Source organism: Bacillus sp. ISL-41, from assembly GCF_018613235.1.
Classification (GTDB): Bacteria; Bacillota; Bacilli; order Bacillales; family Cytobacillaceae; genus Mesobacillus.
In genome coordinates this window covers 20076-45241 of the sequence record NZ_JAGGQP010000025.1, presented here as the reverse complement: position 1 = coordinate 45241, position 25166 = coordinate 20076, and the positions used below count along the sequence as shown (strand labels likewise).

Annotated in this window: 22 protein-coding genes; 20 read left to right on the top strand and 2 right to left on the bottom strand. The window is 46.4% G+C overall.

Annotated features, from left to right (window positions below; genetic code table 11):
- From J7I80_RS12290 to spoIID, 12 genes are all read left to right on the top strand, one after another.
- Entirely contained in the window at nt 1-1101 is a 1101-nt protein-coding gene (locus J7I80_RS12290) for an NADH-quinone oxidoreductase subunit D (RefSeq protein WP_102264575.1), read from the top strand.
- Entirely contained in the window at nt 1101-2108 is a 1008-nt protein-coding gene (nuoH, locus tag J7I80_RS12285; protein ID WP_214738660.1) for an NADH-quinone oxidoreductase subunit NuoH, read from the top strand. The genes J7I80_RS12290 and nuoH overlap by 1 nt, the downstream gene beginning before the upstream one ends.
- A 43-nt stretch (nt 2109-2151) precedes the next feature.
- Entirely contained in the window at nt 2152-2571 is a 420-nt protein-coding gene (gene nuoI, locus J7I80_RS12280) for an NADH-quinone oxidoreductase subunit NuoI (RefSeq protein WP_023613591.1), read from the top strand.
- Nucleotides 2568-3092 carry an NADH-quinone oxidoreductase subunit J gene (locus J7I80_RS12275; RefSeq protein WP_214738659.1) on the top strand — a complete coding sequence of 175 codons (525 nt, stop codon included), beginning with the start codon at nt 2568-2570 and terminating at the stop codon, nt 3090-3092. The genes nuoI and J7I80_RS12275 overlap by 4 nt, the downstream gene beginning before the upstream one ends.
- Nucleotides 3089-3403 carry an NADH-quinone oxidoreductase subunit NuoK gene (gene nuoK / locus J7I80_RS12270; protein WP_214738658.1) on the top strand — a complete coding sequence of 105 codons (315 nt, stop codon included), beginning with the start codon at nt 3089-3091 and terminating at the stop codon, nt 3401-3403. The genes J7I80_RS12275 and nuoK overlap by 4 nt, the downstream gene beginning before the upstream one ends.
- A 143-nt stretch (nt 3404-3546) precedes the next feature.
- Nucleotides 3547-5409, top strand: coding sequence for an NADH-quinone oxidoreductase subunit L (gene nuoL / locus J7I80_RS12265; RefSeq protein WP_214738657.1), 1863 nt, complete (start codon nt 3547-3549; stop codon nt 5407-5409).
- Nucleotides 5409-6929 carry an NADH-quinone oxidoreductase subunit M gene (locus J7I80_RS12260; RefSeq protein ID WP_214738656.1) on the top strand — a complete coding sequence of 507 codons (1521 nt, stop codon included), beginning with the start codon at nt 5409-5411 and terminating at the stop codon, nt 6927-6929. The genes nuoL and J7I80_RS12260 overlap by 1 nt, the downstream gene beginning before the upstream one ends.
- Nucleotides 6930-6935: 6 nt before the next feature.
- Complete coding sequence (gene nuoN, locus J7I80_RS12255; RefSeq protein WP_214738655.1) at nt 6936-8456, top strand: NADH-quinone oxidoreductase subunit NuoN; 1521 nt, start codon at nt 6936-6938, stop codon at nt 8454-8456.
- A 243-nt stretch (nt 8457-8699) separates the two neighbouring features.
- Nucleotides 8700-8936: a DUF1146 family protein gene (locus J7I80_RS12250; RefSeq protein WP_214738654.1), complete on the top strand. Its 237-nt coding sequence runs from the start codon at nt 8700-8702 to the stop codon at nt 8934-8936.
- Nucleotides 8937-9299: 363 nt separating this feature from the next.
- Nucleotides 9300-10019: a YwmB family TATA-box binding protein gene (locus J7I80_RS12245; RefSeq protein ID WP_214738653.1), complete on the top strand. Its 720-nt coding sequence runs from the start codon at nt 9300-9302 to the stop codon at nt 10017-10019.
- 32 nt (nt 10020-10051) lie between these two features.
- Nucleotides 10052-11359, top strand: coding sequence for a UDP-N-acetylglucosamine 1-carboxyvinyltransferase (gene murA / locus J7I80_RS12240; protein WP_214738652.1), 1308 nt, complete (start codon nt 10052-10054; stop codon nt 11357-11359).
- A gap of 271 nt (nt 11360-11630) precedes the next feature.
- Nucleotides 11631-12659 (top strand): stage II sporulation protein D, encoded by a 1029-nt coding sequence (gene spoIID / locus J7I80_RS12235; RefSeq protein WP_214738651.1) that lies wholly within the window; start codon nt 11631-11633, stop codon nt 12657-12659.
- Between the two features lie 102 nt (nt 12660-12761).
- Here spoIID and J7I80_RS12230 read toward each other — a convergent pair whose 3' ends face one another.
- Together J7I80_RS12230 and J7I80_RS12225 are read right to left on the bottom strand one after the other, a co-directional pair.
- Nucleotides 12762-13751 (bottom strand): nuclease-related domain-containing protein, encoded by a 990-nt coding sequence (locus tag J7I80_RS12230; RefSeq protein ID WP_214738650.1) that lies wholly within the window; start codon nt 13749-13751, stop codon nt 12762-12764.
- A 306-nt stretch (nt 13752-14057) separates the two neighbouring features.
- The gene (locus J7I80_RS12225) at nt 14058-14495 is read right to left on the bottom strand and encodes a VanZ family protein (RefSeq protein WP_214738649.1); all 438 of its coding nucleotides are present in this window, start codon (nt 14493-14495) and stop codon (nt 14058-14060) included.
- Between the two features lie 447 nt (nt 14496-14942).
- Here J7I80_RS12225 and spoIIQ point away from each other — a divergent pair, with 447 nt between their 5' ends.
- From spoIIQ to J7I80_RS12185, 8 genes are all read left to right on the top strand, one after another.
- Nucleotides 14943-15857, top strand: coding sequence for a stage II sporulation protein SpoIIQ (spoIIQ, locus tag J7I80_RS12220; protein ID WP_214738648.1), 915 nt, complete (start codon nt 14943-14945; stop codon nt 15855-15857).
- A 189-nt stretch (nt 15858-16046) separates the two neighbouring features.
- Nucleotides 16047-18047, top strand: coding sequence for a penicillin-binding transpeptidase domain-containing protein (locus J7I80_RS12215; RefSeq protein ID WP_214738647.1), 2001 nt, complete (start codon nt 16047-16049; stop codon nt 18045-18047).
- Between the two features lie 173 nt (nt 18048-18220).
- Nucleotides 18221-18799, top strand: coding sequence for a hypothetical protein (locus J7I80_RS12210; protein ID WP_214738646.1), 579 nt, complete (start codon nt 18221-18223; stop codon nt 18797-18799).
- A 133-nt stretch (nt 18800-18932) separates the two neighbouring features.
- Nucleotides 18933-20537, top strand: coding sequence for a gamma-glutamyltransferase (gene ggt, locus J7I80_RS12205; protein ID WP_214738645.1), 1605 nt, complete (start codon nt 18933-18935; stop codon nt 20535-20537).
- A 328-nt stretch (nt 20538-20865) separates the two neighbouring features.
- Complete coding sequence (locus tag J7I80_RS12200; protein ID WP_214738644.1) at nt 20866-21048, top strand: hypothetical protein; 183 nt, start codon at nt 20866-20868, stop codon at nt 21046-21048.
- A 178-nt stretch (nt 21049-21226) separates the two neighbouring features.
- Nucleotides 21227-21529, top strand: a complete 303-nt coding sequence (locus J7I80_RS12195; RefSeq protein WP_023613617.1) for a DUF4212 domain-containing protein — start codon at nt 21227-21229, stop codon at nt 21527-21529.
- 45 nt (nt 21530-21574) lie between these two features.
- Nucleotides 21575-23245: a sodium:solute symporter family protein gene (locus J7I80_RS12190; protein ID WP_214738643.1), complete on the top strand. Its 1671-nt coding sequence runs from the start codon at nt 21575-21577 to the stop codon at nt 23243-23245.
- A complete protein-coding gene (locus tag J7I80_RS12185; RefSeq protein ID WP_214738642.1) occupies nt 23226-25112 on the top strand; it encodes a DUF294 nucleotidyltransferase-like domain-containing protein in 1887 nt (628 codons plus the stop codon). The genes J7I80_RS12190 and J7I80_RS12185 overlap by 20 nt, the downstream gene beginning before the upstream one ends.
- Nucleotides 25113-25166: the final 54 nt, after the last annotated feature.

Genomic DNA, 25166 nt, shown 5'->3' with positions numbered 1-25166 from the left:
GTGATACGCACAGAAGAAATGCTCTTGAACGTGGGCCCGCAGCACCCTAGTACACACGGTGTATTCCGCCTCGTTCTGAAAATTGACGGTGAAATTATCGTTGAAGCAAAGCCGGTTATCGGTTATTTGCATCGCGGGACAGAAAAGCTTGCCGAAGACCTGCAATATACACAGATCATTCCGTATACAGACAGGATGGACTACGTTTCGGCAATGACAAATAACTATGTAATCGTCCATGCAGTCGAAACGATGATGGGATTACAGGTGCCTGAACGTGCTGAGTATCTAAGGATACTGGCGATGGAATTGAACAGGGTTGCCAGCCACTTGCTGTGGTGGGGAACATTCATCCTCGACTTCGGTGCGACGAGCCCATTGCTATACGCATTCCGTGACCGCGAGATGATCCTGAACCTGCTGAATGAATTGTCAGGTGCTCGTCTGACGTTCAACTACATGCGTGTAGGCGGCGTTAAATGGGATGCTCCGGAAGGCTGGATTGAAAAGGTGGCAGAGTTTGTCCCTTATCTGAGAGGACAGCTGAAAGGCTACCACCAATTAGTATCAGGAAACGAAATCTTCCTTAACCGTACAAAAAACATCGGTACATATACAAAGGAAGACGCAATCAATTACTCATTAAGCGGACCGAACCTGCGCTCAACAGGCGTGAAGTGGGATCTGCGCAAGGATGAGCCGTATTCAATCTATGACCGCTTCGACTTTGACGTTGTTACCCGTGAAGAAGGCGACGCGCTTGCCCGTTACCATGTAAGGATGGGTGAAATCGAAGAATCTCTAAAAATCATCGAACAGGCTGTGCAGCAATTCCCGAAAGACGGAGAAATCATAGCCAAGGTTCCAAAAATCATCAAGGCTCCAAAAGGGGAAGCGTTTGTCCGGATCGAAGGCTCCAGGGGCGAAATCGGCTGCTATATTTCCAGCGATGGCAAAAAAGAGCCGTACCGTCTCAAGTTCAGACGACCGAGCTTCTATAATCTGCAAATCCTCCCTAAACTGCTTGAAGGTGAAAGCATCTCAAATCTGATTGCTATTTTAGGAGCGGTTGATATCGTTCTTGGGGAGGTAGACGGATAATGGTTCAGAACTTTCTCGAATCTAGCCCGGGCCTTATGAATTTCAGCATCTTCTTCGTCCTGGCTGTCGTCCTGCTGTTCGTAATCCTTGGATTCGTAACGATGGCGATTCTGGCAGAGCGGAAAGTGCTTGGTTTCATGCAGGGCCGTTACGGTCCATCCCATGTCGGCGGTAAATGGGGGCTGTTGCAATCCGTTGCCGACGTTGTAAAGCTTCTTGTAAAAGAAGACTTAATTCCAAAAGCCGCGGATAAGCCGCTGTTCATAATCGCACCGGTCATCGCGTTCGCGCCGTCCTTCATGGTCATGGCGACGATTCCTTTGACTGACGAACTGCAATTCGCTGACTTGAATGTCGGATTCCTTTATTACATTGCCATATCAGGGCTGACAATCGTCGGCATGCTGATGGCAGGCTGGGCATCCAACAACAAGTACTCATTGCTTGGCGGTATGCGTGCCGCAGCACAGATGATTTCCTATGAAATCCCGCTTGTCATGAGCGTGCTTGGAATCGTCCTGTTGACAGGCAGCCTTAATCTTAATGAAATTGTTGCAGCACAAGGTGACAATGGCTGGTTCATCCTATGGCAGCCAATCGCATTCATCGTGTTCTTCATCGCTGCTACAGCCGAACTGAACAGGGTTCCATTTGACCTTGCAGAAGCGGAAAACGAGCTTGTTGCCGGTTTCCACACAGAGTATTCTGGCTTCCGCTGGGCGATGTTCATGCTTGCTGAATATGTGTATATGTTCGCAATGTCTGCGTTGATCACTGTATTATTCCTTGGAGGCTGGCTGCCACTGCCGTTCCTTGGCTTCATTCCAGGAGCTGTATGGTTCGCGCTCAAGTTCAGCTTAGTGGTCTATATCCTCATTTGGTTCCGTGCTACGTTCCCGCGTATCCGCGCCGACCAATTGATGGAATTCGCATGGAAAGTGCTTTTGCCGGTTGCGCTGGCAAACATCTTCCTAACGGCTTTAATTAAAGAATTTTTTCTAAAATAGGAACGGAAGCAGCATTGCTTCCTGCATTAAAGGGGTGAATTACGTGCTAGGATGGACTAAAGGATTAGCTTATACCCTTAAACAATTGACTCGCGAAAAGCTGACTTACGATTATCCAAACGAACCGATTCCGCTTCCTGACAGATTCCGCGGGATCCAGAAGTTTTATCCTGAAAAATGCATCGTCTGCAACCAGTGTGCTAATATTTGCCCGACCGATTGCATTAACTTGACTGGTAAAAAGCATCCTGATCCAACGAAAAAAGGCAAAATCATTGATACGTATGATATCAACTTCGAACTTTGCATCCTCTGTGACCTGTGCACAGAAGTTTGCCCGACTGAAGCGATCATCATGACGAACAACTTTGAGCTTGCTGAGTACAGCCGGGATGATTTATTCAAGAACCTGGAATGGCTTGACGAAAATGATGAGAATATACGGAAGGTGAATAAAGCATGACGTTAACAGGCGAATTTTTTGCGTTTATGTCACTTGCTTTAGTGGCGGTAATCGGCGGCGTGCTTTTATTGAACCTCACCAAGGTCATCCACATGGTCGTAGCGCTCGTCTTTACATTCGTCAGTATTGCAGGTATTTATGTGTTGCTGTCCGCTGAATTCCTGGCGGTCATCCAAGTAATGATCTATTCCGGCGCCATCACGATCATGATGCTGTTCGGTATCATGCTTACCCGCCACCATGGGGACGAAGCTGAACCAAAAGGCGGGTTGCTGCGCAGGCTTGCATTGCTGCTGGGCGTTCTAGGCTTTGGCGCAGCTGTATATTTCGGAATTTACGATTTGAATTTCGAAGCAGTACCAAATACACTGCATGAAAATAACACAGAACAAATCGGGGTATCACTGTTCTCACATTACATCATCCCGTTTGAACTGACATCCGTGATTCTGCTTGCCGCGCTCGTCGGTGCCATTGTACTGGCGCGCAAGGATGACGAAAAGGAGGGTGATCAGGAATGAGTTCTGTTCCGGTTTCAGCCTATCTGGCTCTTGCACTTATTCTTTTTTGCATCGGACTTTACGGTGCGCTGACAAAAAAGAACACAGTTATTGTGCTGATTTCCATCGAATTGATGCTGAATGCGGTCAATATCAATCTGGTAACCTTCAGTAAATACGGAGTGAATCCTTCGATTACTGGCCAGGTTTTCGCGCTGTTCTCCATTGCGGTAGCAGCAGCTGAAGTAGCGGTAGGACTGGCGATTCTGATTTCGCTTTACCGCAACCGCGGGACGGTCAATATTGATGAAATGAATCAGCTGAAAAATTAAGATTGATGGATTTTCATAGACGGCATTTGCCGCTAAAATCAGAAGATTTCTGTAGCTGGACTGCCCCGTGAAAGACGGGCCTCAATCTGACGGGCGTATATATGATAGATAGCGCGCGTTCAAAAAAGGGGATTGTGATATTAATGGAGAATGCTTGGCTCATTCCGCTGTTCCCGCTTGTATCCTTTCTATTCCTGCTGCTGTTCGGTAAAAAGCTTAAAGAAGCGAGCGCATTCGTTGGGATTCTTGCGACGCTTGCCTCTCTTGTATACTCCATCCTTGTGCTGATCGAGCGCTTCTCGGAGTCTACATTCAAAGCTGAAGCCGTATGGCTGACAATAGGGAATCTGGAACTTACTGCGGGCTTTGAAGTAAATCAATTAAACGCATTGATGCTGGTGATCGTGTCTCTTGTCAGCTTCCTTGTGCATACCTATTCAAAAGGATATATGCATGGTGATGAGCGCTTCCCGGTTTTCTATGCTTATCTCGGACTATTTACTTTTGCAATGCTTGGTCTTGTAATCTCGCCGAATCTTTTGCAGACCTATATTTTCTGGGAATTGGTCGGTGTAGGTTCATTCCTGTTGATTGGATTCTATTTTTACAAAGAAAGCGCCAAAGCGGCTGCAAAGAAAGCCTTCATCATGACCCGTATCGGGGATGTCGGGCTGCTGATCGGGATGATTCTCTTATTCTGGCAAACTGGCAGCTTCGAATATGATGAAATTTTCGCTGCGGTAGAAGAAGGCGCGATTTCCGGAACAATGATTACCCTGACTGCGATTCTGATCTTCATCGGCGCAGTTGGTAAATCAGGTCAGTTCCCGCTTCATACATGGCTTCCAGACGCGATGGAAGGTCCGACGCCAGTTTCTGCGTTAATCCACGCAGCAACGATGGTAGCGGCCGGTGTTTACTTAGTCGCATCGCTGTTCCCGCTGTTTAATGCGAGTGAGACAGCTATGCTGACTGTTGCAATCATCGGTGCTTTCACAGCGATTTTTGCGGCAACAATAGGCCTTGTCCAGACTGACATCAAGCGTGTTCTTGCATTCTCGACTGTCAGCCAGCTTGGCTATATGATGCTTGCACTGGGTTCTGCCGGTTATGTTGCCGGTGTATTCCATTTGATGACTCACGCTTTCTTTAAAGCATTGTTATTCCTTGCAGCAGGAAGCGTCATCCATGCTGTACATACTCAGGATATTGAAAAAATGGGCGGGCTTTGGAAAAGGCTTTCGTTCACAGGACCTCTGTTCCTGATCGGAACACTGGCAATCAGTGGTGTCCCATTGTTCTCAGGCTTTTTCAGTAAAGATGAAATTTTGATCGCTGCATGGGCACATGAGAATTACATTCTGTTCTGGCTGGCAGTGATCGCGGCGTTCTTCACAGCATTCTATATGTTCCGCTTGTTCTTCATGGTCTTCTCCGGTGAAGCACGCAGCGAAATGAAGAATGTCCATGAATCGCCATCCGTCATGACTTTGCCTATGGTGGTTCTTGCTGTACTGGCAGTCGTTGCTGGTTATGTCAATACACCTTGGTTCGGCACATTCCTTGGCGACTGGCTCGTTGAAGGAAACGAAGCGCTTGGCCACGGCCATATCGAAGGCCCAGGCTGGATCATGTTTGTCGCGACAGCTGTCTCCTTGCTCGGCATCCTGCTTGCCTGGATGATGTACAGCAAGAAGTCAATTTCACGCGACTGGCTGTCCAGCAGAGCGCCACTTGCCTATGGCATCGTGAAAAACAAGTACTATATCGATGAAATTTACAATCAGAGCATCGTGTTTGGAGCGGAAGCGATCAGCTTATTCCTGCGGTTCATCGAGGTCTTCCTTGTTGAAGGACTCGTCAAGCTGACAACAGCAGTGGTCCAGGGACTTGGCAAAACCGGTGCAAAAATCCAGAACGGCCAGGTACAGACGTACGGCACAATCGCCTTTGTCGGCCTTGCAGTCCTGATTGTCATCTATGCGCTGACAGGGGGGTATTTATAATGGATTTCAACTATTTTCTTACCTTGCTGGTATTCTCCCCTTTACTAGGAATCCTGCTTTTGGCTTTCATGCCAAAGGCGAATGAATCAGGCATCAAAATGCTTGGCGTACTGGCAACACTGCCATCATTGATCCTTGCGCTGATCGCATACTTTTCTTATCGCGGCGGCAATGATCTGGCTAATTTTGCAGAAAAATTCCGCTGGATCCAATTCGGAGGCCAGGGTGCCGAGCAATCCGGCATGTTCACAGTGAATTACGAACTGGGCATCGATGGATTCGGTTTGATCATGGTGGTTCTCACAGCAGTAATCGCGACGCTTGCGGCAATCGCATCCTTCCATATTAAAAAAGAATGGAAAGGCTACTACATGCTGTTCCTGCTTCTCGAAATCGGGATGCTGGGAGTATTCACATCACAAAACTTGATCCTGTTCTTCCTTTTCTTCGAAATCACCTTGATCCCAATGTTCTTCCTGATTGGAAAATGGGGCTATTACGAAAGAGAAAAGGCTGCATACAGCTTCTTGATTTATAACGGACTTGGCTCAGCAATTTTGCTAATCGTCATCATGGTGCTATTTGCAAGAACAGGCACATCAAATATCGAAATGCTGTCAGTCATGATGAACACAGAAAACGCGCCTTTGTTCGCGCCGGTTTCCGATTCATTGAAAATGGGATTATTGATCGCATTGCTTGTCGCGTTCGGTGTCAAGCTTCCAATCTTCCCGCTGCACAGCTGGATGCTGCGCGTCCACGTTGAAGCACCGCCATCCATTGTCATGATCCACTCAGGGATCCTGCTGAAGATTGGTGCATTCGGTTTGATCCGCTTCGGGATGGGGATTTTCCCTGAACAGTTCGCGGAACTAGCCGTGCTGCTTGCAGTACTGGGTGTCATCAACCTGCTTTACGGAGCATTCCTTGCTTTTATCCAGACAGATTTCAAAATGGTCCTTGCTTACTCTTCTATTTCCCATATGGGGATCGTTTTAATCGGACTTGGAGCATTAAATGAAGCAGGAATTCAAGGTGCTATTTTCCAGGTCGTGTCACACGGCTTGATTTCAGCATTACTGTTCTTCCTTGTCGGTGTGTTGTATGAACGCACTCACACGACAACGCTTGCCAACCTTGGCGGCATGGCAAAAGGAATGCCGCTTGCCTCAGGCTTCCTGCTTGCAGGCGCGATGGCATCACTTGGATTGCCTGGCATGTCAGGATTCGTCAGCGAATTCATGGCCTTCCTTGGACTATTCGAAGAAATGCCAATCCTTGCAGCAGTCGGTACAATCGGCATCATCATGACAGCCGTTTACCTGCTGCGCGCAGTCCTCGCCATCACGTATGGCAATGCAGAGCGTGAATTTACCGGAGTGACAGACATCCGCTCATTTGAGTGGGCACCTGTGTTAGTGCTTATCGGCTTGATTGTTCTGATCGGTGTATATCCAGCTGTTCTAAGTGAACCGCTTCAGGCAACATTAGAGACTATCATGATGGGAATAGGGGGGTGATGAAGGATGGATCTAGATACACTTCTATCATTTGATTGGGGGACGATGACTCCGGAATTCATCATCCTTGGTTTTATCGCACTTTTATCAGTCGCTGATTTATTCATGCCAAAGCATGTCGACCGAAAAGTCCTTGGCTGGGTCGGTTTTGCAGGTGTGGTACTGGCGCTGGTTTCACTGGTTACCTTGATTGGTACCGAAACAACATCAATTTTATACGATACATTCAGATTGGATTCATTCGCCATCGCCTTCAAGCTGATCCTCCTTCTCGGAGCGGCACTTGTCATGCTGTTGGCGATCGACTACAGGACGAATGACGGACTTGAGGAATACAAGGGAGAATTTTTCTACCTGTTCCTCACTGCACTGCTTGGTACGATGTTCATGGCATCAAGCGGCGACTTGATCACATTGTTCGTCGGCCTTGAATTGCTGTCCATTCCGTCTTATGTCCTTGCAGGGATGCGCAAACGTAACCTGAAATCGAATGAATCGGCTATGAAATACGTCCTGAACGGCGGAATTTCCACTGCCATTACATTGTTCGGTATGAGCTATGTGTATGGAATCGCCGGAACAACTAATTTAAAAGAAATCGCCCAAGTCTTTGGAGGACTGAATGACCCTCAGCACATTTACATTCTTGGACTGGCATTCTTCATGATTTTCGTCGGCCTGTCATTCAAGCTGGCATCCGCTCCATTCCATATGTGGGCACCAGATGTATACGAAGGAGCACCAACTCCAGTGACTGCGTTCCTGAGCGTCGTCTCGAAAACAGCTGGATTCGTGATCATCCTTCGCATTCTGTTATCGATTTTCGGTTACATTCCTGTCGCACAGGAAGACACACAGCCAATTCCGCTGCTGTTCGCAGTTCAGGATTATATCGCATTCCTGGCTGGGGCAACGATGATCATTGGTAACGTCGTCGCCTTAAGACAGCGCAACATCAAGCGCATGTTCGCCTACTCAAGTATCGCGCATGCCGGTTACATCCTTGTCGCTCTGACTGCCATGTCATTCGTGACATTCGATGCGATCTGGTTCTACATGCTGGCTTACGTGCTAATGAATCTCGGTGCATTCGCTGTGATTCAGGTGATCACAATGAAAACTGGCTCAGAAGATATCAGCCACTTTGCCGGTCTTTACCGCCGTTCGCCTTTATTGGCGGTCGGAATGGGAATCTTCATCCTGTCACTCCCAGGAATCCCGGGTACAGCTGGCTTCATCGGTAAGCTGAATATCTTCATGGGAGCATTGATGGTCGACCAGGCACACTACGTCCTTGTATCGATCATGATCGCGACAACAGTCGTATCTTACTTCTACTACTTCGGAGTCATGACGCAAATGTTCTTCCGCCCGGCAGCAAGCGACGAAAAAATCCAGCTGCCAGCAGGAACAATTGCCGTCATCCTGATTACAGTAGTCGGAACAATCCTATTCGGAGTTATGCCAAACCTGGCAATTGACTTCATGCACAGTAACTTCAACCAGTTTGTTGATTTCATGAGATAGGATCTTCTAATTTGGCATTAAGCTCGAAAAAGTAAATCATGTTTGGATTTTGGGGAAAATCAATTCATGGAAATAAAGGGGTAAATTTAGCTGGCCTTGCTTTCATAGCAGGCCAGTTTTTTTAATTTGTGCCCGTCGTAAGAGGAAGTCAAGAACATGAAACTTTCCGGATTCTGATACGTCTAAATAACAGGTATTCATCACGTTTATGTTAAAATAAACATGATAAGGGGGGAACGATTTATGATAACAGGTTTTGGCGGTTTTGCGCTGACCAGCATTCTTACACATCTGATTTTTATTGCGCTTGCATGGTGGGCTCTTCAGGCACTGCAGTTTGATAAATTGCTCAGAGCTAATCATGTTCTTCAAGCTCGCGTTCTATACATCCTACTTTCCATCGCACTGGGATCCACAGTAAGTAATTTCTTCCTTGATTACCTCCAATGGTCACAGCAGCTTCCAATGATTTTTCAGTAAGTCACTTTTCATAAACTTTACTGTGCTTTCCATTTCAGCAGTGGCATTATGCCTTTTAAAAGTAGAACATTCTGGAGAGGAACCAGCAATTACTGCAAACATTTTGGACTTTTTGTCATACATTGCTGTAAAGTCTAAACAAATTGGTAAAAAATTAGGTCTTCATACATGTTTTCAAAACAATTTATTTTGAGTAAAATTGGCTTTGTGCTTGTTTTTTTGCAATGGCATGTTTATTTTTTCACAAACAATGAACACCCGGCCAAGTTGATACATAGAATGATGTCAAAAAGTGACGAGAATTCCCAAGTATGCGATTTGCTCTCCTGGTAAGAATGGTAATAAGGGGAGAGTGAAAGACATATGAAGAAGATACCATTTATTTTATCAATTTTTGGCATTATTGGTTTTATTGTGCTTCAAGCTGGGAATAAGACGACTGTAGCTGACGCTAATCACGAAATAAAAACTCTGGCCTCAGTTTTGCAGGACGAAAATATTTTGATCACTGGGTGGTCGGTATATGCAAGGGAAACCCTGGAAGAAGAAAATGTCGACAAACTGGTAAGGGACTTGAAGGCTCAGCTTCCAAATTGGACATGGGAAGGCAGCAATGGAGAAATTACAGCCGTTTCGAAGTCTGCAGAGCTTCAGGAAAAAATTAAAATTGTTTCTACGGACACAAACGGGCCGATACATACGTATGTCATGTATGAGGTCAGAGGTCACTACTGGAATAAAAATACAGAAACCTTTTTAAATAAAAATTTACCAGGCAGAATATTTGACATTTTTCGAGGGAATGCCACAACTTTCTCTTGTATTGAAGGCGAGTTCAATGATAAGATAAAATCGGCTTTACCTGTTTATAAAAGTAAATTGCTAAAGGCTTTTAAAGCTGAGGAAGTCGAAGGATTGGAAGAGGAGTCATTCATTTCCACATCCGCCGTTTCGCCTCTATTCGACAAGTCACTAAGCAATGAACATGAGATGAATATGCAGCTTGGATTACGGAAAACTGAACGATTGGGCGCAAAGACTACCCTCGTAGTTGGCACACCCATCATAACGATTGAATATTAATATAGAGAAATTGGACGCGGAGGGGAATACACTTGGAAAAAATCATCGTCCGCGGCGGACAAAGGCTAAGCGGTTCTGTAAAGGTTGAAGGAGCTAAGAATGCCGTCTTGCCTGTTATCGCTGCAACATTATTAGCAAGTGACGGAAAAAGCGTAATTCGTGATGTGCCAACTCTCTCCGATGTATATACCATCAACGAAGTATTACGTTCTTTAAACGCCGTAGTGGAGTTTGAAAATAACACGATTACAGTAGATGCATCCAGAGAGTTAAAAATAGAAGCACCTTTTGAGTATGTACGTAAGATGCGTGCTTCTGTATTAGTAATGGGATCCCTGCTTGCCAGGAATGGCCGTGCTCGCGTAGCGCTGCCAGGCGGCTGCGCAATCGGTTCCCGTCCTATCGACCAGCACCTTAAAGGCTTTGAAGCAATGGGTGCGACAGTCAAAGTAGGCAACGGTTTTATCGAAGCCGAAGCAGTCAATGGTCTGCACGGAGCTAAAATATACCTTGATTTCCCTAGCGTAGGAGCTACGGAAAACATTATGATGGCGGCTGTCCTTGCAAAAGGCACAACGATCATCGAAAACGTCGCAAAAGAACCAGAAATCGTCGACCTTGCCAACTTCCTGAACAAAATGGGAGCGAAGGTAAAAGGGGCCGGCACTGGCACAATCAAGATCGAGGGTGTTGAAGTACTGTTCGGTGCTGACCACAACATCATTCCTGACCGAATTGAAGCAGGAACCTTCATGGTTGCGTCTGCCATCACTGGCGGCAACGTCCTTGTAAAAGGCGCTGTACCAGAACATCTTTCTTCATTGGTAGCGAAGATGGAAGAAATGGGCGTTACGATCATTGAAGAAGAAGAGGGTCTTCGTGTCATCGGGCCTGAAAAATTGAAAGCAGTCGACATCAAGACAATGCCGCACCCTGGCTTCCCGACTGATATGCAATCCCAGATGATGGCATTGCTATTGCGCGCTCAGGGCACAAGCATGATCACGGAAACTGTTTTCGAAAACCGCTTCATGCACGTGGAAGAATTCCGCCGCATGAACGCAAACATCAAAATCGACGGACGTTCTGTTATCATGAACGGACCATCAAACCTTCAGGGAGCAGAAGTGGCAGCAACTGACCTGCGTGCCGCAGCATCACTGATCCTGACTGGCCTTGTAGCAGATGGAGTAACTCGCGTGACAGAGCTTTACCACCTGGATCGCGGCTATGTGAACTTCCATCATAAGCTTGCAGCACTTGGCGCCGACATCGAACGCGTAAGCGAAGTAGAAGAACAGCCAGTAACTGATAAATTAGTCTCAGACATGAACGCATAAGATAATATAGTCTCAGACATGAACCAATAAAGAATACTACTCAATGAACCGGAGAATTGTGCTTTTAACGTATAGTTCTGCGGTTTTTTGATTTTTGACTGGGTTTTTTTGAAAATATCTGTCCAATTTCGACCGACTTATTATGAACGTTTTAAAAGAAAATATACAAATACAGAGCTTTTTCGAAATCTGTCATAAAAGCTTGTCGGCCTCCATATGAATGGAATGAGACGGTTAACGACCGTGAAATTTCATAATGGAGGCTTTTTCTATGTTAAAATTCAAACCACTCATCGTACTAGCTGCAATTCTATTCGCCGTCACACTCCTGATCCCATCGTTGCTCGTCCTCCCTTTTATGGAAGAAAAGGCTGGCGGAAAGCTGGGGGAAGAGCTGCAAAGCGAAGCGAAGGATGCTGCTGCTGTCCCGACCGCAGATTCCGCGGTTGAGGTAGCCGTTTACAGGACAGCTCTATCAAAAACCGAAAAGCTTCCGCTTGATGAATACTTGATTGGTGTCGTAGCTGCTGAAATGCCCGCCGAGTTCGAACTTGAGGCATTGAAGGCACAAGCACTGTCGGCAAGGACTTATTATGTAAAACAAATGCTGAGCCCCAATAAAGTAGGCGTACCTGAAGGCGCTCAGTTGAATGATACAGAAATCCACCAGGTTTTTAAAAATAAAGAAGAGTTGAAAAAGCAGTGGGGCGTCGACTACAAATGGAAAATGAAGAAGATAGCTGAGGCTGTGAAAGCCACTGACGGCCAGGTGCTCACCTATGACGGCTCGCCGATTGATGCGACCTTCTTCTCAACCTCTAATGGCTTCACGGAGAACTCAGAAGAATACTGGTCAAATTCACTGCCGTATTTGCGGAGTGTAGAAAGTCCATGGGATCTGCAATCACCGAAGTTCCGGAGCCAGTCTGTGTTGACTGTAGCCGAGGTGGAGTCTAAGCTTGGCGTCAAGCTGCCGAACAGTCCGGAGATCGGCAAGGTCATCTCCAGGACCACAGGCAACCGGGTCGCCAAAATCGATATAGGAGGCAAGGTCCTGACGGGAAAAGAAGTGCGTGATAAGCTAGGCCTCCGCTCCAGCGACTTCTCCTGGGAGCTCAAAGGTGGTAACGTCGTCATCACTACCGAAGGCTTCGGCCACGGCGTCGGCATGAGCCAATACGGAGCCAACGGCATGGCCACCGAAGGAAAGAACTATCAAGACATCGTCAAGCACTACTACAAAGGCGTTGAGATCAGCGAAGCCGACAGCATGCTGACGAAGGTGACCGCGAAGAAATAAAATTAGCTTGCAGCTTCTGCAGCAATGAAAAGAATAATGACGAGGCCAGGGTGAAGAGCACCCTGGCTTTTTAGCGCGATTAGGGATGTGCTTTTGTCACTTTTACTTTTTCGCGGGATTGAAGAATGTCTCGATGTCTGGTGGCATGTGGTAGATGCGGCCATTAGTGGTGCCAGTGAAGGGGAGGTTCAATGAAATTAAAAGGTCACTGGCTGTTTTTGATGAAATACCGCTGCAAAATTCTCTGCACATCTGATTCTTAATTGTTGGACTAATAAGGAGGAAAAACTCTTTTATAGTCTTGTGGTGGACCGTTTTAGATTTATGTCCACATATAGGACAGCGCCAAACCCATTTTTCGCGATGCATGCCATATGATAAACAAGACGGACATTGAACGCCTTTTTGGAGATCATCCGGGGTAAGTGAATATTGTTTCAGGATGTCAGGGTGGTGTGGAGAATGATTCTTAAGAAGTGACCTTGATAACTTTTTTACTTCTTTATCAGTAAAAGTCAGGTTTGTAGTGCTCTCATCGATTTGAAGAACACGGCTTAGTAATACATCACCTTTCACTATTATATTATTCAGGGAGCGGTCACTTACCTTGATAATTGTAGAGGGGTTGCTGATGGCTACGAGGTGGTATATGGGCGGCACACTGAACTTATGGTTCTTCAACCATCTTTTCAAATGCCAAGCTTGCATACGAACCTGGTTAATAGGATTATCGTATGATTTCTCCTGATCGTTTTTTGTTTGAATCATTTGTTCGGAATGCTTGTCGAAGAAAAGGGTTCCAGAATAGGCTTTTGTTTCAATTAGAAGGATATAACGAAGAGTTAAGATGAGGGTATCAATCTGAAAATGCCATTTTTCATCTTGAAGGCGTAAATCCCGAAAGATATGGAAACCTTTTTCCGGCAGAAAGCTTAATCGGTAATCCGTTTGCAGCTCACCCTTATAACCAGCCCGCCAGGCTTTGTAATCTTGTTCGATTAATGAGGTTTTAGGGTGATTCGGTAAGATTCTTTCCATTAAAGCCTCATACATAAGAAGACGTATGGGATATGCCCGTTCTTTTTCTATCAAATTGGTCACTTCCTTATTAGTTTTTATATGAATTCTTTACTTCAGTCCAAATACCTACCGATATAACTGTTTTATTATGAATTTTCTGTGTCCCTATTAACCAGTGGAATTAAAATTATACGGTTGGAAGCAATAATTAAACGGTTAGAGCCAATAATTAAACGGTTGAGACAAAAAATTTAACGATTGCAGTACTTTTTTTAACGGTTGGCCCAAAGCCACTACTAAAAAACAAAAAGCCAGCCCACATAACAAGGCCAGCCCCTTAAAAACCGTAACTAACTACAATCTAAAAAATAAATCCAGCTAGAATGCCCGAACTCTCTCCTCAATCCTGCGCAAAACCTTCCCCAGCCTCACAAACTTGCCGCTGAAGTAGGCATGATGGATGAAGTGTGATGCCGCTAAAACCCCAATTACGTCTTTTATAAAATCAATCACAGTTGCTGATCGGTACGGGACGAAGCTCTGGTGAATCTCGTCAAGCAGGCCGTACAGGATTGCCACGCCCATGAAAGCAAAGCTGAGCACCGGGATGAAGCGCCCGGTCGTTAACGCAGCCAGGACAAGCAGTACATACAAGATTCCAAATTCAACGAGATGGAGTGATTCTTTTATAAAACGGTCAACCCCCTGATTGGGCAGCTCAACCAATGCATCAGCAGGATTGCTGGACATGATCCAGATCGCCGCCATATAGAACAGCGGAAGAATGCGTAGAAACCATACTAATAACTTTTTCATGGTAATACCTCACTTTATAGTAGTAACTCGTACATTGCAGAAAACCGGCTTGATAATAGTAGTACCTCGTTCATTGCAGAAAAACTACTTGATATATAGTAGTAACACGTTCATTGCAGAAAAACTACTTGATATATAGTAGTACCTCGTACATTGCAGAAAACCGATTTGATATAGTAGTAACTCGTACATTGCAGAAAACCGGCTTGATATAGAGTAACACCCGCACTGCGGAATCCCGACTTTATATAGCAGTAACCCGAACAGGGCCAATTGAGTTGTTTACAGTAAACCCCGAATAAACTTTATCTCAATCCCCAAAACGCATCCATAAAACTTTTTTGCATAAAACTCGCACCTTTGTCGAAAAATAAGCAGTAAAAATTTTTTCAACTCTATGTATATATTTTTTCGCTTCTGTTCAAACTGATTGCTGAGGTGATGAAAATGAGAGAGGAAGAAAAAAGATCTTCTCAAGACAAAAGCAAGAACAGCTTTTTCAAGAAGCGGTGGGTGTATCCAACAGTTTATATTGCTAGTGCCGCAATCATTCTAACTGGTGTCCTATGGTATCAAAACAGCGGAACCGATCAGCTGGATCAGTCGGAATACAAAGCGACTGACATGCCTGGCAAAAAGATGAATGACCAGCCAGCAGTTGAAGTGAACCGCGCGATGGAGAACTTTGTAATGCCAGTGGTGAATGAAGATGATGCAGTCGTCCAAATGCAATTCTATGACAATGACGGCGACGCGGCTGAGCAAGAAGCAGCTCTAGTGTTCTATGATAATACGTACCATCCGAACACTGGGTTAGACATTGCTACAAAAGATGGCAAGGAATTTGATGTAATCGCATCACTAAGCGGTACTGTCACAAATGTCATGGAAGATGCAGTGCTTGGAAATGTCATTGAAATCGAGCATGACAAAGGTATTGTAACACAATATCAGTCAGTGAAAGACTACCAAGTTAAGGTTGGCGACCAGGTTGAGCAAGGACAAGTCATTGCGAAATCCGGAACAAGCCTGATCAATGAGAAGGCTGGCAACCACGTACACTTTGAGATCCGCAAGGACAATGTACCGGTCAATCCGCATGAGTACTTCAATAAGCCTCTAAGCGCATTGCAGGATGCAAATGTTGCAGAAGAAAAAGCTTCTTCTGATGCAGATGCAGGCAAGTCTGAAGATGCTGCTGAAGAAGATATGGAAGGAAACTCAGAGGAAGACGCTAAAGGCACAACTCCAGCGGAAGACAAGCCTGCTGAAGGCGGCTCTGATAAAAAAGAAGATAAAGATGCAGGAGAAGATAAAGACAAAGACTCTTCAACTGACTCTGACACTTCAACAAACTCATAATAAAATCTAAAATTCTCGAACCTGCCTTGCTATAAAGGCGGGTTTTTTTATTGGATTAATAGGAAAAGATTCACGGATGGAAACCTTTTATGGAAAAAGTAGAGGCTGTATTTTATTAATCTAAGGAAGAGCACGAAGTTTATCTAAATGGAAATTCTATGGTAAAATCAGACAAGAGGAGGGATACATATGAAACGGGTACTATTTATACTTTTGTCGGTCGTGATTGCCGCCATCATTTCCGGCTGCAGCAAGGAACCGACTCCCGAAGAACGGTTTTCCCAATACGTAAAGCTCTGGAATGATCAGAAGTTTGATGAGATGTATGGATTTTTATCAGAGAAAGCGAAGGATTCCATTTCCAAGGAGGATTTCGTCTCCCGCTATAATAAAATTTACAAAGATTTAGAGATCGACGAGCTGAAGGTCAGCTACAATCAGCCTGAGGAAGAGCAGGAGCATGAAGAAAATGCAGAACTTCCTTTTTCGGCTAAAATGAACAGCGCTGCTGGTCCGATCGAGTTCGATCATAATGCTGTTCTTGTAAAAGAAGAACGTGAAGAAGAAACAAATTGGTATGTCGACTGGAATACGACGTACATTTTTCCGGAACTTGAAGCAGGGGATAAAATCAGCTTCAAAAATGTTCAGGCAGAACGCGGCAGCATTCTTGACCGCGCGGGGAACGGCCTTGCGATCAATGGGACGGCTGTCCAGGTCGGAGTGGTTCCAGGCAAGTTGGGCGAGCCAAAAGAGCAGACAATCATGAAGCTTGCGGAGCTGCTCGACATGTCGGAGGAGCAAATCAACAAGTCGATGAACGCGGGTTGGGTAAAACCTGACTTGTTCGTGCCGCTGAAAAAAGTTTCGAAGACAGATAAAGGGCTTCATGAAAAATTATTTTCGCTCGATGGAGTGACAAGCCAGATGGTCGGTGCCCGCGAGTATCCATACGGAGAGGCATTGTCCCATTTGATCGGGTACGTTGGCCCGATCCTCGCCGATGACCTGGAAAAACTGGAGGGCAAAGGCTACACCGCTACCGACCTAATTGGCCGCCGCGGTCTAGAAGAGGTTCTTGAAGAAAAGTTAAAAGGAACAAACGGTGTCAGGATTTCAATTGTAAAAGAGGACGGCACCGTCAAGACGCTTGCTGAAAAACCGGTGGAAAACGGGAAGGATGTTCAGCTGACGATCGATGTTGTCGCCCAGCAGCAACTATACGATCAGCTAAAAGGAAAAGCAGGCACGGCATCGGCCATCAATCCGACCACAGGTGAGACCCTGGCATTGGTCAGCTCGCCGGGCTTCGACCCGAATGAAATGGCGCTTGGAATCTCGCAAAACAAACGCAAAATGCTAGAAGACAATCCGCTCAAGCCGATGCTTAATAGATTTAAGATGACTTATGTTCCGGGTTCTGTGATCAAGCCAATCACGGCGGCTATCGGCCTTGAGAGCGGCAAGCTCCAGTTGGATACCGCTTATGAAATCACCGGGAAGCAGTGGAATAAGGACGCATCATGGGGCGGCTATAAAGTGACGAGATACTCCAATGTGGTCGGCAGCATTAACCTCGAAAAAGCGCTGATCTATTCGGATAATATTTACTTCGCGAGGGCAGCGCTCGGAATGGGTCAGGATACTTTTACAGAAGGTCTGAAGAAATTTGGCTTTGAAGATCAGCCAGAATATCTCTATCCAATCGAGCCGTCGCAAATCGGAAAAATTGACAGTGAAATCAGCCTGGCAGACTCTGCTTATGGCCAGGGGCAGGTTGAAATGAATATCCTGCATCTTGCAGCGACGTATTCACCATTCGTCAACGAGGGCAACCTGATCAAGCCAATCCTGAATATGGAGGATGAGCAGGGACAGCTGTGGCAGGAAGGCCTGGTCAGCCCCGCCAATGCAGCGGCGCTAAGCAACATGCTGACAAAGGTCATCACCGACCCAAAAGGAACAGCGCACAATGGCCTGATAGCCAATTATCCGCTCGCCGGTAAAACAGGAACAGCGGAAATCAAGGAAAAGCAGGGCGATAAGGGTAGGGAACTCGGATGGTTCGTCGCCTATAACCCGCAGTCCACCGATATGATTGTCGCAATGATGATTGAGGATTCTGGGTCAAAGGATGTCGTGACCCGGGTGAAGGGATTTTATGAATTAAGACTGCAAAGTGGTTTGTAGGAGAGTCCGGCTTAAGTAGATGTTGGGTTAGTTGTTAATCTTATTTAACGGAACGTCATGAAGCAGGAAAAGAAAAGATGCACTAAATAAAGAATTTAAGACATTTAATAGTAAGATGATGCAAGAGTACTGAAAGGTATTCAAAGGAATTGGTAAAGGATTAGGTGAGCTATTTGGCGGATAGAAAGAAGGGTTTTATATCAGATATCACAATAAAATTAGGCTTACCGGTATTTATGGCTCTGTTAGGAGCGTCCATACCAAGCTGGTCATTCAGTACATTCGCAATTGAAATACTCGTTACAGCAATTACAGGTATGGTGATGTATTACTGGTACAAACATGTTTCAAATGAAACGAAATATCAAACCTTGACTGGGTTCATGATGCTTTTTTTAATCGGCGTTTTCCTTGCCATTCCACTCTTAAGATTAACGGCTGGTACTTTGACTTTTTGGGCATTTTTACTGGCACTGCTGCTGATTATGGCCGGATCAGCATTGAATAATAGGGCGATTTCCCGGACGCTGAACATGTCCGGGAAATTAAAGCTTCCTTCTGGCTTAGTACTAATAAGTGTCCTGCTTCTAGTTTTCTTTGCATTCTTATTGAGAGATGGAGATCAATCGGTCATGTCACGGTTATTTGCCCTTAATGAGGCTCAGGTGATTTTCTCTACGTTATTCTATGCAGGAAGCTTATTGCTAACATGGCTGGCCTTTGTTAATTTAAAAGGTCTTGAGGAAGTTTAATTTGTTTTGTTGGCGCCCATCCTGTATTTTCAAAGAAGTCCCTTTCACAACCGGAAGGGATATTTTTTGTTTAGAATTTTCAATTATTTTGATATAATATTTCGTAAGACGAAAATTACTAGGGGGAATCATAATGTCTTTGCATACATATCCTTATCCTTCCCAGCGGATGGCATCGGTGGCGCGCAATGGGATGGTCGCTACGTCTCAGCCGCTTGCTGCGCAGGCTGGGCTTGATATTTTAAAAAAGGGCGGAAACGCGATTGATGCGGCGATCGCGACAGCAGCATGCCTGACGGTTGTTGAGCCGACGTCCAATGGGATTGGCGGCGACGCGTTCGCGCTTGTCTGGGTGAAAGATAAGCTGTATGGCTTGAATGCGAGCGGTCCAGCGCCGCAATCCATTTCGATTGAGAAAATAAAAGAGCTTGGCCATGACAAAATGCCTTCAAATGGATGGATTCCGGTCACGGTTCCTGGAGCGCCGTCAGCATGGGCGGAGTTATCGAAAAAATTCGGTCGCTTGCCGCTTACGGAAGTGCTGCAGCAGGCGATTGATTATGCACGCAACGGGTACCCGCTGACTCCTATTCTCGCAAAATATTGGAAGGGTGCTTACAATGCCTACAAGACACGCTTCCAGGGTGAGGAGTATGATGAGTGGTTCCGCGTCTTCGCTCCTGGCGGCAAGGTTCCTGAGGCAGGGGAGATGTGGAAATCGGAGGACCATGCGAACACACTCCAGGAAATCGCCGAAACGAATGGGGAAAGCTTTTACAGGGGCGCGCTGGCTGATAGAATCGCCAAAGCTTCTGAAAAAGCAGGAGCATTCCTGAGTAAATCAGACCTAGAAAACTACCATCCGGAATGGGTGGAGCCGATTTCTGTTTCCTACCGCGGCCATGAGGTCTGGGAAATCCCGCCGAACGGCCAGGGAATCGTTGCCTTGATGGCATTGAATATATTAAAAGGGTACGAGTTTACCCATCGCGATGACGTCCAGGGAGTCCATCTTCAGCTGGAAGCGATGAAGCAGGCGTTCACGGATGGCAAGGAATATGTAACCGACCCTAAAACGATGCAGGCTAAGGTAGCCGACCTCCTATCAGAGCAGTATGGTAAGGATGCGCGCGAAAAAATTTCCGATGAAGCGAGAATGCCTGAACCTGGCCAGCTCCCAAAGGGCGGAACGGTGTATCTGTCGACTGCTGATAGTGAAGGCAATATGGTTTCATTCATTCAGAGCAACTATATGGGCTTCGGATCAGGCGTTGTCGTGCCTGGCACCGGAATCGGCTTGCAAAACCGCGGGCATGACTTCTCGCTTGACCCAAATCATGCGAATGCGCTAGCTCCGGGCAAAAAGACATATCACACGATCATTCCCGGCTTCATCACAAAGGATGGCCAGGCTGTCGGACCATTTGGCGTGATGGGCGGCTATATGCAGCCGCAGGGGCATGTCCAGGTGGCGATGAATATGATTGACTTTGGCTTGAATCCGCAGGCTGCGCTTGATGCACCGCGCTGGCAGTGGATCAGCGGCAAGCAAATCGAAGTCGAGCACACCTTCCCGAATCATATCGTCAAGGAGCTCGCCGCACGCGGGCATCAGATGAAGGTGGCATATGATGGCGGAGGCTTTGGCCGAGGCCAGGTCATCGTCCGCAATCCGGAAACCGGCGTCCTGACGGGCGGTACCGAAATGCGGACCGACGGCGCCATTGCCTGTTGGTAAATTATATTTCAATGAAGGAACACTCAAAGGCGAGTGTTCCTTTTACTATTCTGTAAAATCATTACAAACAGAGCAATTCCATGGAAACAAGCTAAAAAAATTTTTTCGACAAACTCCTATGCCTTAGACCCCGTCAAAACCTTACTGTGACTAACGAATTTCCCACGGTCTGAAAAATATCGACATAGAAAGCGATTACATTTTTTAAAAATAACGTATTGACCTGCCTGGACATTATATGGATAATTAAATTAAATTTTCTAAAGATTTAGTTAAATAAATAATTATTCATATATATACAAAAAACTTTTACGCAGGAGGAATCAACGTGATCATTCTAATCGGCCTGATGGTGATTACCGGCATCAGCCTTTTCATGGGCTTAAGAAAAAACAAGTTAATTTACCTGGCAGTCCCGTTCCTGAGCATCTTTCTCTACTTCCTCATCCAGATTATCATGGTCCCGGCTCCATTTTTTGAAACAGTGAAATTCATCTTCAGCTTAAGTTAATCCATCCAGATTCCAATCATTTTCACCTGAAAATAGGTATCAACTTTGCCTGGCGCAAGGTTCATATAATTAAAATTTATAAAAATAAAGGAGTGAAGAAAGCTTTCAATGTAAGGCTGTGTCTGTCATTCATGAAGGATTATACAAAGGGGATTAGCAAAACCAAAGGGGTGTAAATGTGAAGAAAATTGATAAGTCAGTTGCTGACGCGTATTTCCGTGAAAAAACCCGTAACATGATCATTTATTTCATCATCTGGTTCCTCGTTTCGTTCGGCGCGGTCATGATTGCCGAACCACTGAGCGAGATTTCGATCGGCGGCTTCCCGTTCCACTATTTCATGGGAGCGCAGGGGGCAGTGGTCACGTTCATCATCTTGCTGTTTGTCAACGCCAAGCTTAGCGATGGCATCGACAGGAAGTATGGAATCGATGAGGAGAAGAATGTCAAGCTGAGCGAAGGAAAGAGCCTGGATCACTAAACCACGGAGAAAGTAAAAAAGAGCGTTTGAATAAGGGGGAGAACTTTGGATACACAATTCTTGGTCTCATTATCTATTATTTTAGCTACATTTGGTTTGTATATTGGAATTGCGGTTTTCAATACAGCCAAACAGACATCTGATTTCTATGTTGCCAGCCGCGGCGTCCCGCCAATTTTTAATGGGATGGCGATCGGCGCTGACTGGATGAGTGCTGCTTCCTTCATTGGGATGGCCGGTACAATCATGCTGCTCGGCTATGACGGCCTTGCGTATATCATGGGCTGGACGGGCGGATATTTGCTGTTGACCTTCCTGCTTGCGCCACAGCTCAGGAAGTACGGCCGCTACACGGTTCCAGAATTTATCGGTGACCGATACAACAGCCACACGGCACGCGTCATTGCGGCCATTTCAACGATCATCATCAGCTTCACCTACTCGATCGGGCAGCTTTCCGGTTCCGGTGTGGTAATCGGGCGACTGTTCGAAATCGATGCGAAGCTTGGTACGATGATTGGTGTGGTCCTGATCGCTACTTATGCTGCCTTCGGCGGTATGAAGGGGATCACGTGGACACAGGTTGCGCAATATATCATTTTGATCATTGCCTATTTGATTCCGGTCATTTTTATGTCTCTCCAGATAACAAGCAGTGCACTTCCATGGCTTTCCTACGGTGAACTGGTCGGCAAAATGGGTGAGCTCGACCGTGAACTTGGGATCTCCGAGTACTTCGCGCCATTCACGAACGGCACGAAATGGCAGTTCCTTGCTCTTATGTTTACATTGATGGCCGGTACAGCGGGACTTCCGCACGTCATCGTCCGTTTCTATACGGTATCTACGATGAAGGCTGCACGCTGGTCAGGTGCATGGGCACTTCTTTTCATCGGCTTGCTTTATCTGTCAGCACCTGCTTATGCGGCGTTCTCACGCTTCATCCTGATGACAAAGGTTGCCGGCAGCAAAATCAGTGAGCTTCCTGCCTGGACGAAAACATGGGTCGATACAGGAAAGCTTCAAGTTGCCGATGGAAATGGCGACGGAGTCCTTCAGTGGAGCGAGTTGATCATCTCCAACGATATCGTCGTTATGGCGACACCAGAGATTGCAAACCTTGGCGTCTTCGTCATCGGCCTTGTAGCGGCAGGCGCTATGGCCGCGGCTCTTTCAACTGCCGGCGGCTTGATGATCGCGATTTCGTCAGCTTTCGCTCACGATATATACTACCGTGTCATGAAGCCGAACGCTACGGAAAAAACTCGCCTGAATGTCGCGCGTATTTCGATTGTTGTCGCTACATTGTTTGCAGGACTGATCGCCCTTAACCCTCCTGGAGCGATCACTCAAATCGTTGCCTGGGCCTTCGCGCTTGCCAGCGGAACCTTCTTCCCGGCTCTGATCCTGGGTGTATGGTGGAAGCGTTCGAATTCACAGGGTGTAATCGCAGGGATGCTTGTCGGTCTTGCCGTGACATTGGGATACATTTTCGCGGCAAAATACGGCGGCTTCACAATCCTTGGCATTATTGACACAGGTGCCGGCGTATTCGGCGCTACAGCTGCAATCCTTGCCAACGTCATTGTATCGCTTGCGACACCGGCACCTTCGCAAAAAATTCAGGAGGAAGTACTCGACCTTCGCTATCCTGAACAGATGACCTATAAGAACGGCGAAGTTTGGATGAATGACGATGCAACAAAATCAGTATAAGAAAATTTGGAAGGCTGTGCAGTTCCATCCCCTGTTCCAGGGGGTGGATGAACGCACGGCCCTTTCCCTTGTCGAAGAATGTGAAACTCTTACCTATGGAAAAAGCGAAATGATGCTCAAGGCGGACACGACTCGTCAGGGGCTTTTGTTGATTTTACAGGGAAATGCCGAGGTGTTCGTGAAAAATGCTTCCGGACAGGAGGAAGTTCTTGAAGTCATCCGGAAAGGTGAAATTGTAGGGTTTTCGAGTCTGGCAGAGTTCCTTGGGTTGACGAGTGCCGATAAAACTCAGGCCAATGTAGGAGTAAGGGCTGCAGATGAAGTCCAGGCACTGCTAATCCCTTTTTCCGTACTGGCAAAGAGGTGGGAAGACCAGGATGTCCATGATTACCTTCTGGCCCAGGTCGCAATCAGGCTGAGAGATGTGTACGGCTCCCTTGCCGAGCAGGTCAAAATGGCCAGGGGTATCGGCGAGGGTGAAACGATTTTAGCTAGAGTCCAGGATCTGATGAGTGATAATATCGCGTCCGTTACTCCTGACACGAGCATTCAGGAAGCCGCGCGAAGAATGGCTGGATGTAAAACCAGTTCTGTACTGGTGATCGAGGATGGTGAGCTGAAAGGAATCATAACGGAACGGGATATCGTAGGCCGGGTCGTTTCAAAGGGCATCCCTTTTGACAGCCCATCCAGGCTGGTGATGACGGAAAATCCTGTGATGATATCCAGGTTCGCTTACTATTACGATGCCTTATCTAAAATTTTGCTGAACGGAATCAAGCATCTGCCCGTGGTCGATGACGGGGAAATTTCCGGAGTAGTCACACTGACAGATTTGCTCCGGAAAAAGAATGACAGTGTAATGAGGACGATAAAGAAGATTGACGAGGCCGATGAAAACAATTTGCCTGAGGTAAAGGCAGCAATCTATGAAATGACCGAAACGCTGCTGCGAGACCGTGTTCCTGCTATGGCATTGCTGGATATCATCACGAAGCTATACGACCGTTTGATCGGCAGAGCAGTCGAGCTGTCTCTTGCGGCACTCCGCAAAAAAGGGCTTGAGCCGCCTGCTCCATTTGCGTTTTATTTAATGGGTTCTGCCGGCCGCGGAGAACAATTCATGCTGACGGACCAGGATCATTTCCTTGTATATGGAGAAAGCAGCGAGCATGGCTATTTTGAAAAACTGGGTGCAGAAATCACTGTAAAGCTGGAGGCAGCCGGCTACGCGCGCTGCAAGGGCTTAATGATGTCGAGTGAGGAGCAGTGGAGGGGAACAGTGCTGCAGTGGCAGGATCGAGTGCGCAAATGGATGCTGCAGTCCACAAATGAAAACTTGCTGCTGGCGCATAACTTCTTTTCCTACCGTTTTGTGGCAGGAAGTGAAGCGTTAGACGCGGAGTTCGGAGCAAAAATCACCGAACTGCTCGACCGTTCGAAAATCTTCCTTTACCGGATGGTCCAGGTCGAAAAGGAGCAGGAAATACCGACGCTGGACGAACCGATCCGTGCACTGTTCAAGCTCGGCCGGAAAAACATCGATATGAAAAAAGAAATCTTGTTTCCCTTCCACCACAGCCTGCAAATCCTATCGCTCTATTACGGAGGAATCCCAGGAACACCACTGGAGAAAATCGCTAGTATAAAAGAGAAGGGGATTTTCACCGAAGGGTTCGCGGAAGATTTACAAGAGGCCTTCAACCATGTGCTGGACCTTTATATCAGGCAAAGATGGGGAAATAAAGGCGGAAGCTCCCTCCTATCATTCACCACCATGTCTACCAGGCAAAAAGATGAACTCATCCTGAGCCTGCGAACACTTCGCGAACTTCAGGGAATGGTTTTTGCTAGATTCTCGGTGTGATGTGTTCCGGGAATACAAGAGGTGGGAATGAGGGGCACTAGGGAATCTAGCAAA

What these genes read in the sequence shown, in the direction of transcription:
- nuoH (WP_214738660.1), top strand. Translation starts at nt 1,101, where the DNA reads ATGGTTCAGAACTTTCTCGAATCTAGCCCGGGCCTTATGAATTTCAGC.
- J7I80_RS12275 (WP_214738659.1), top strand. Translation starts at nt 2,568, where the DNA reads ATGACGTTAACAGGCGAATTTTTTGCGTTTATGTCACTTGCTTTAGTG.
- nuoK (WP_214738658.1), top strand. Translation starts at nt 3,089, where the DNA reads ATGAGTTCTGTTCCGGTTTCAGCCTATCTGGCTCTTGCACTTATTCTT.
- nuoL (WP_214738657.1), top strand. Translation starts at nt 3,547, where the DNA reads ATGGAGAATGCTTGGCTCATTCCGCTGTTCCCGCTTGTATCCTTTCTA.
- J7I80_RS12260 (WP_214738656.1), top strand. Translation starts at nt 5,409, where the DNA reads ATGGATTTCAACTATTTTCTTACCTTGCTGGTATTCTCCCCTTTACTA.
- nuoN (WP_214738655.1), top strand. Translation starts at nt 6,936, where the DNA reads ATGGATCTAGATACACTTCTATCATTTGATTGGGGGACGATGACTCCG.
- J7I80_RS12250 (WP_214738654.1), top strand. Translation starts at nt 8,700, where the DNA reads ATGATAACAGGTTTTGGCGGTTTTGCGCTGACCAGCATTCTTACACAT.
- J7I80_RS12245 (WP_214738653.1), top strand. Translation starts at nt 9,300, where the DNA reads ATGAAGAAGATACCATTTATTTTATCAATTTTTGGCATTATTGGTTTT.
- spoIID (WP_214738651.1), top strand. Translation starts at nt 11,631, where the DNA reads ATGTTAAAATTCAAACCACTCATCGTACTAGCTGCAATTCTATTCGCC.
- J7I80_RS12225 (WP_214738649.1), bottom strand. Translation starts at nt 14,495, where the DNA reads ATGAAAAAGTTATTAGTATGGTTTCTACGCATTCTTCCGCTGTTCTAT.
- spoIIQ (WP_214738648.1), top strand. Translation starts at nt 14,943, where the DNA reads ATGAGAGAGGAAGAAAAAAGATCTTCTCAAGACAAAAGCAAGAACAGC.
- J7I80_RS12215 (WP_214738647.1), top strand. Translation starts at nt 16,047, where the DNA reads ATGAAACGGGTACTATTTATACTTTTGTCGGTCGTGATTGCCGCCATC.
- ggt (WP_214738645.1), top strand. Translation starts at nt 18,933, where the DNA reads ATGTCTTTGCATACATATCCTTATCCTTCCCAGCGGATGGCATCGGTG.
- J7I80_RS12185 (WP_214738642.1), top strand. Translation starts at nt 23,226, where the DNA reads ATGCAACAAAATCAGTATAAGAAAATTTGGAAGGCTGTGCAGTTCCAT.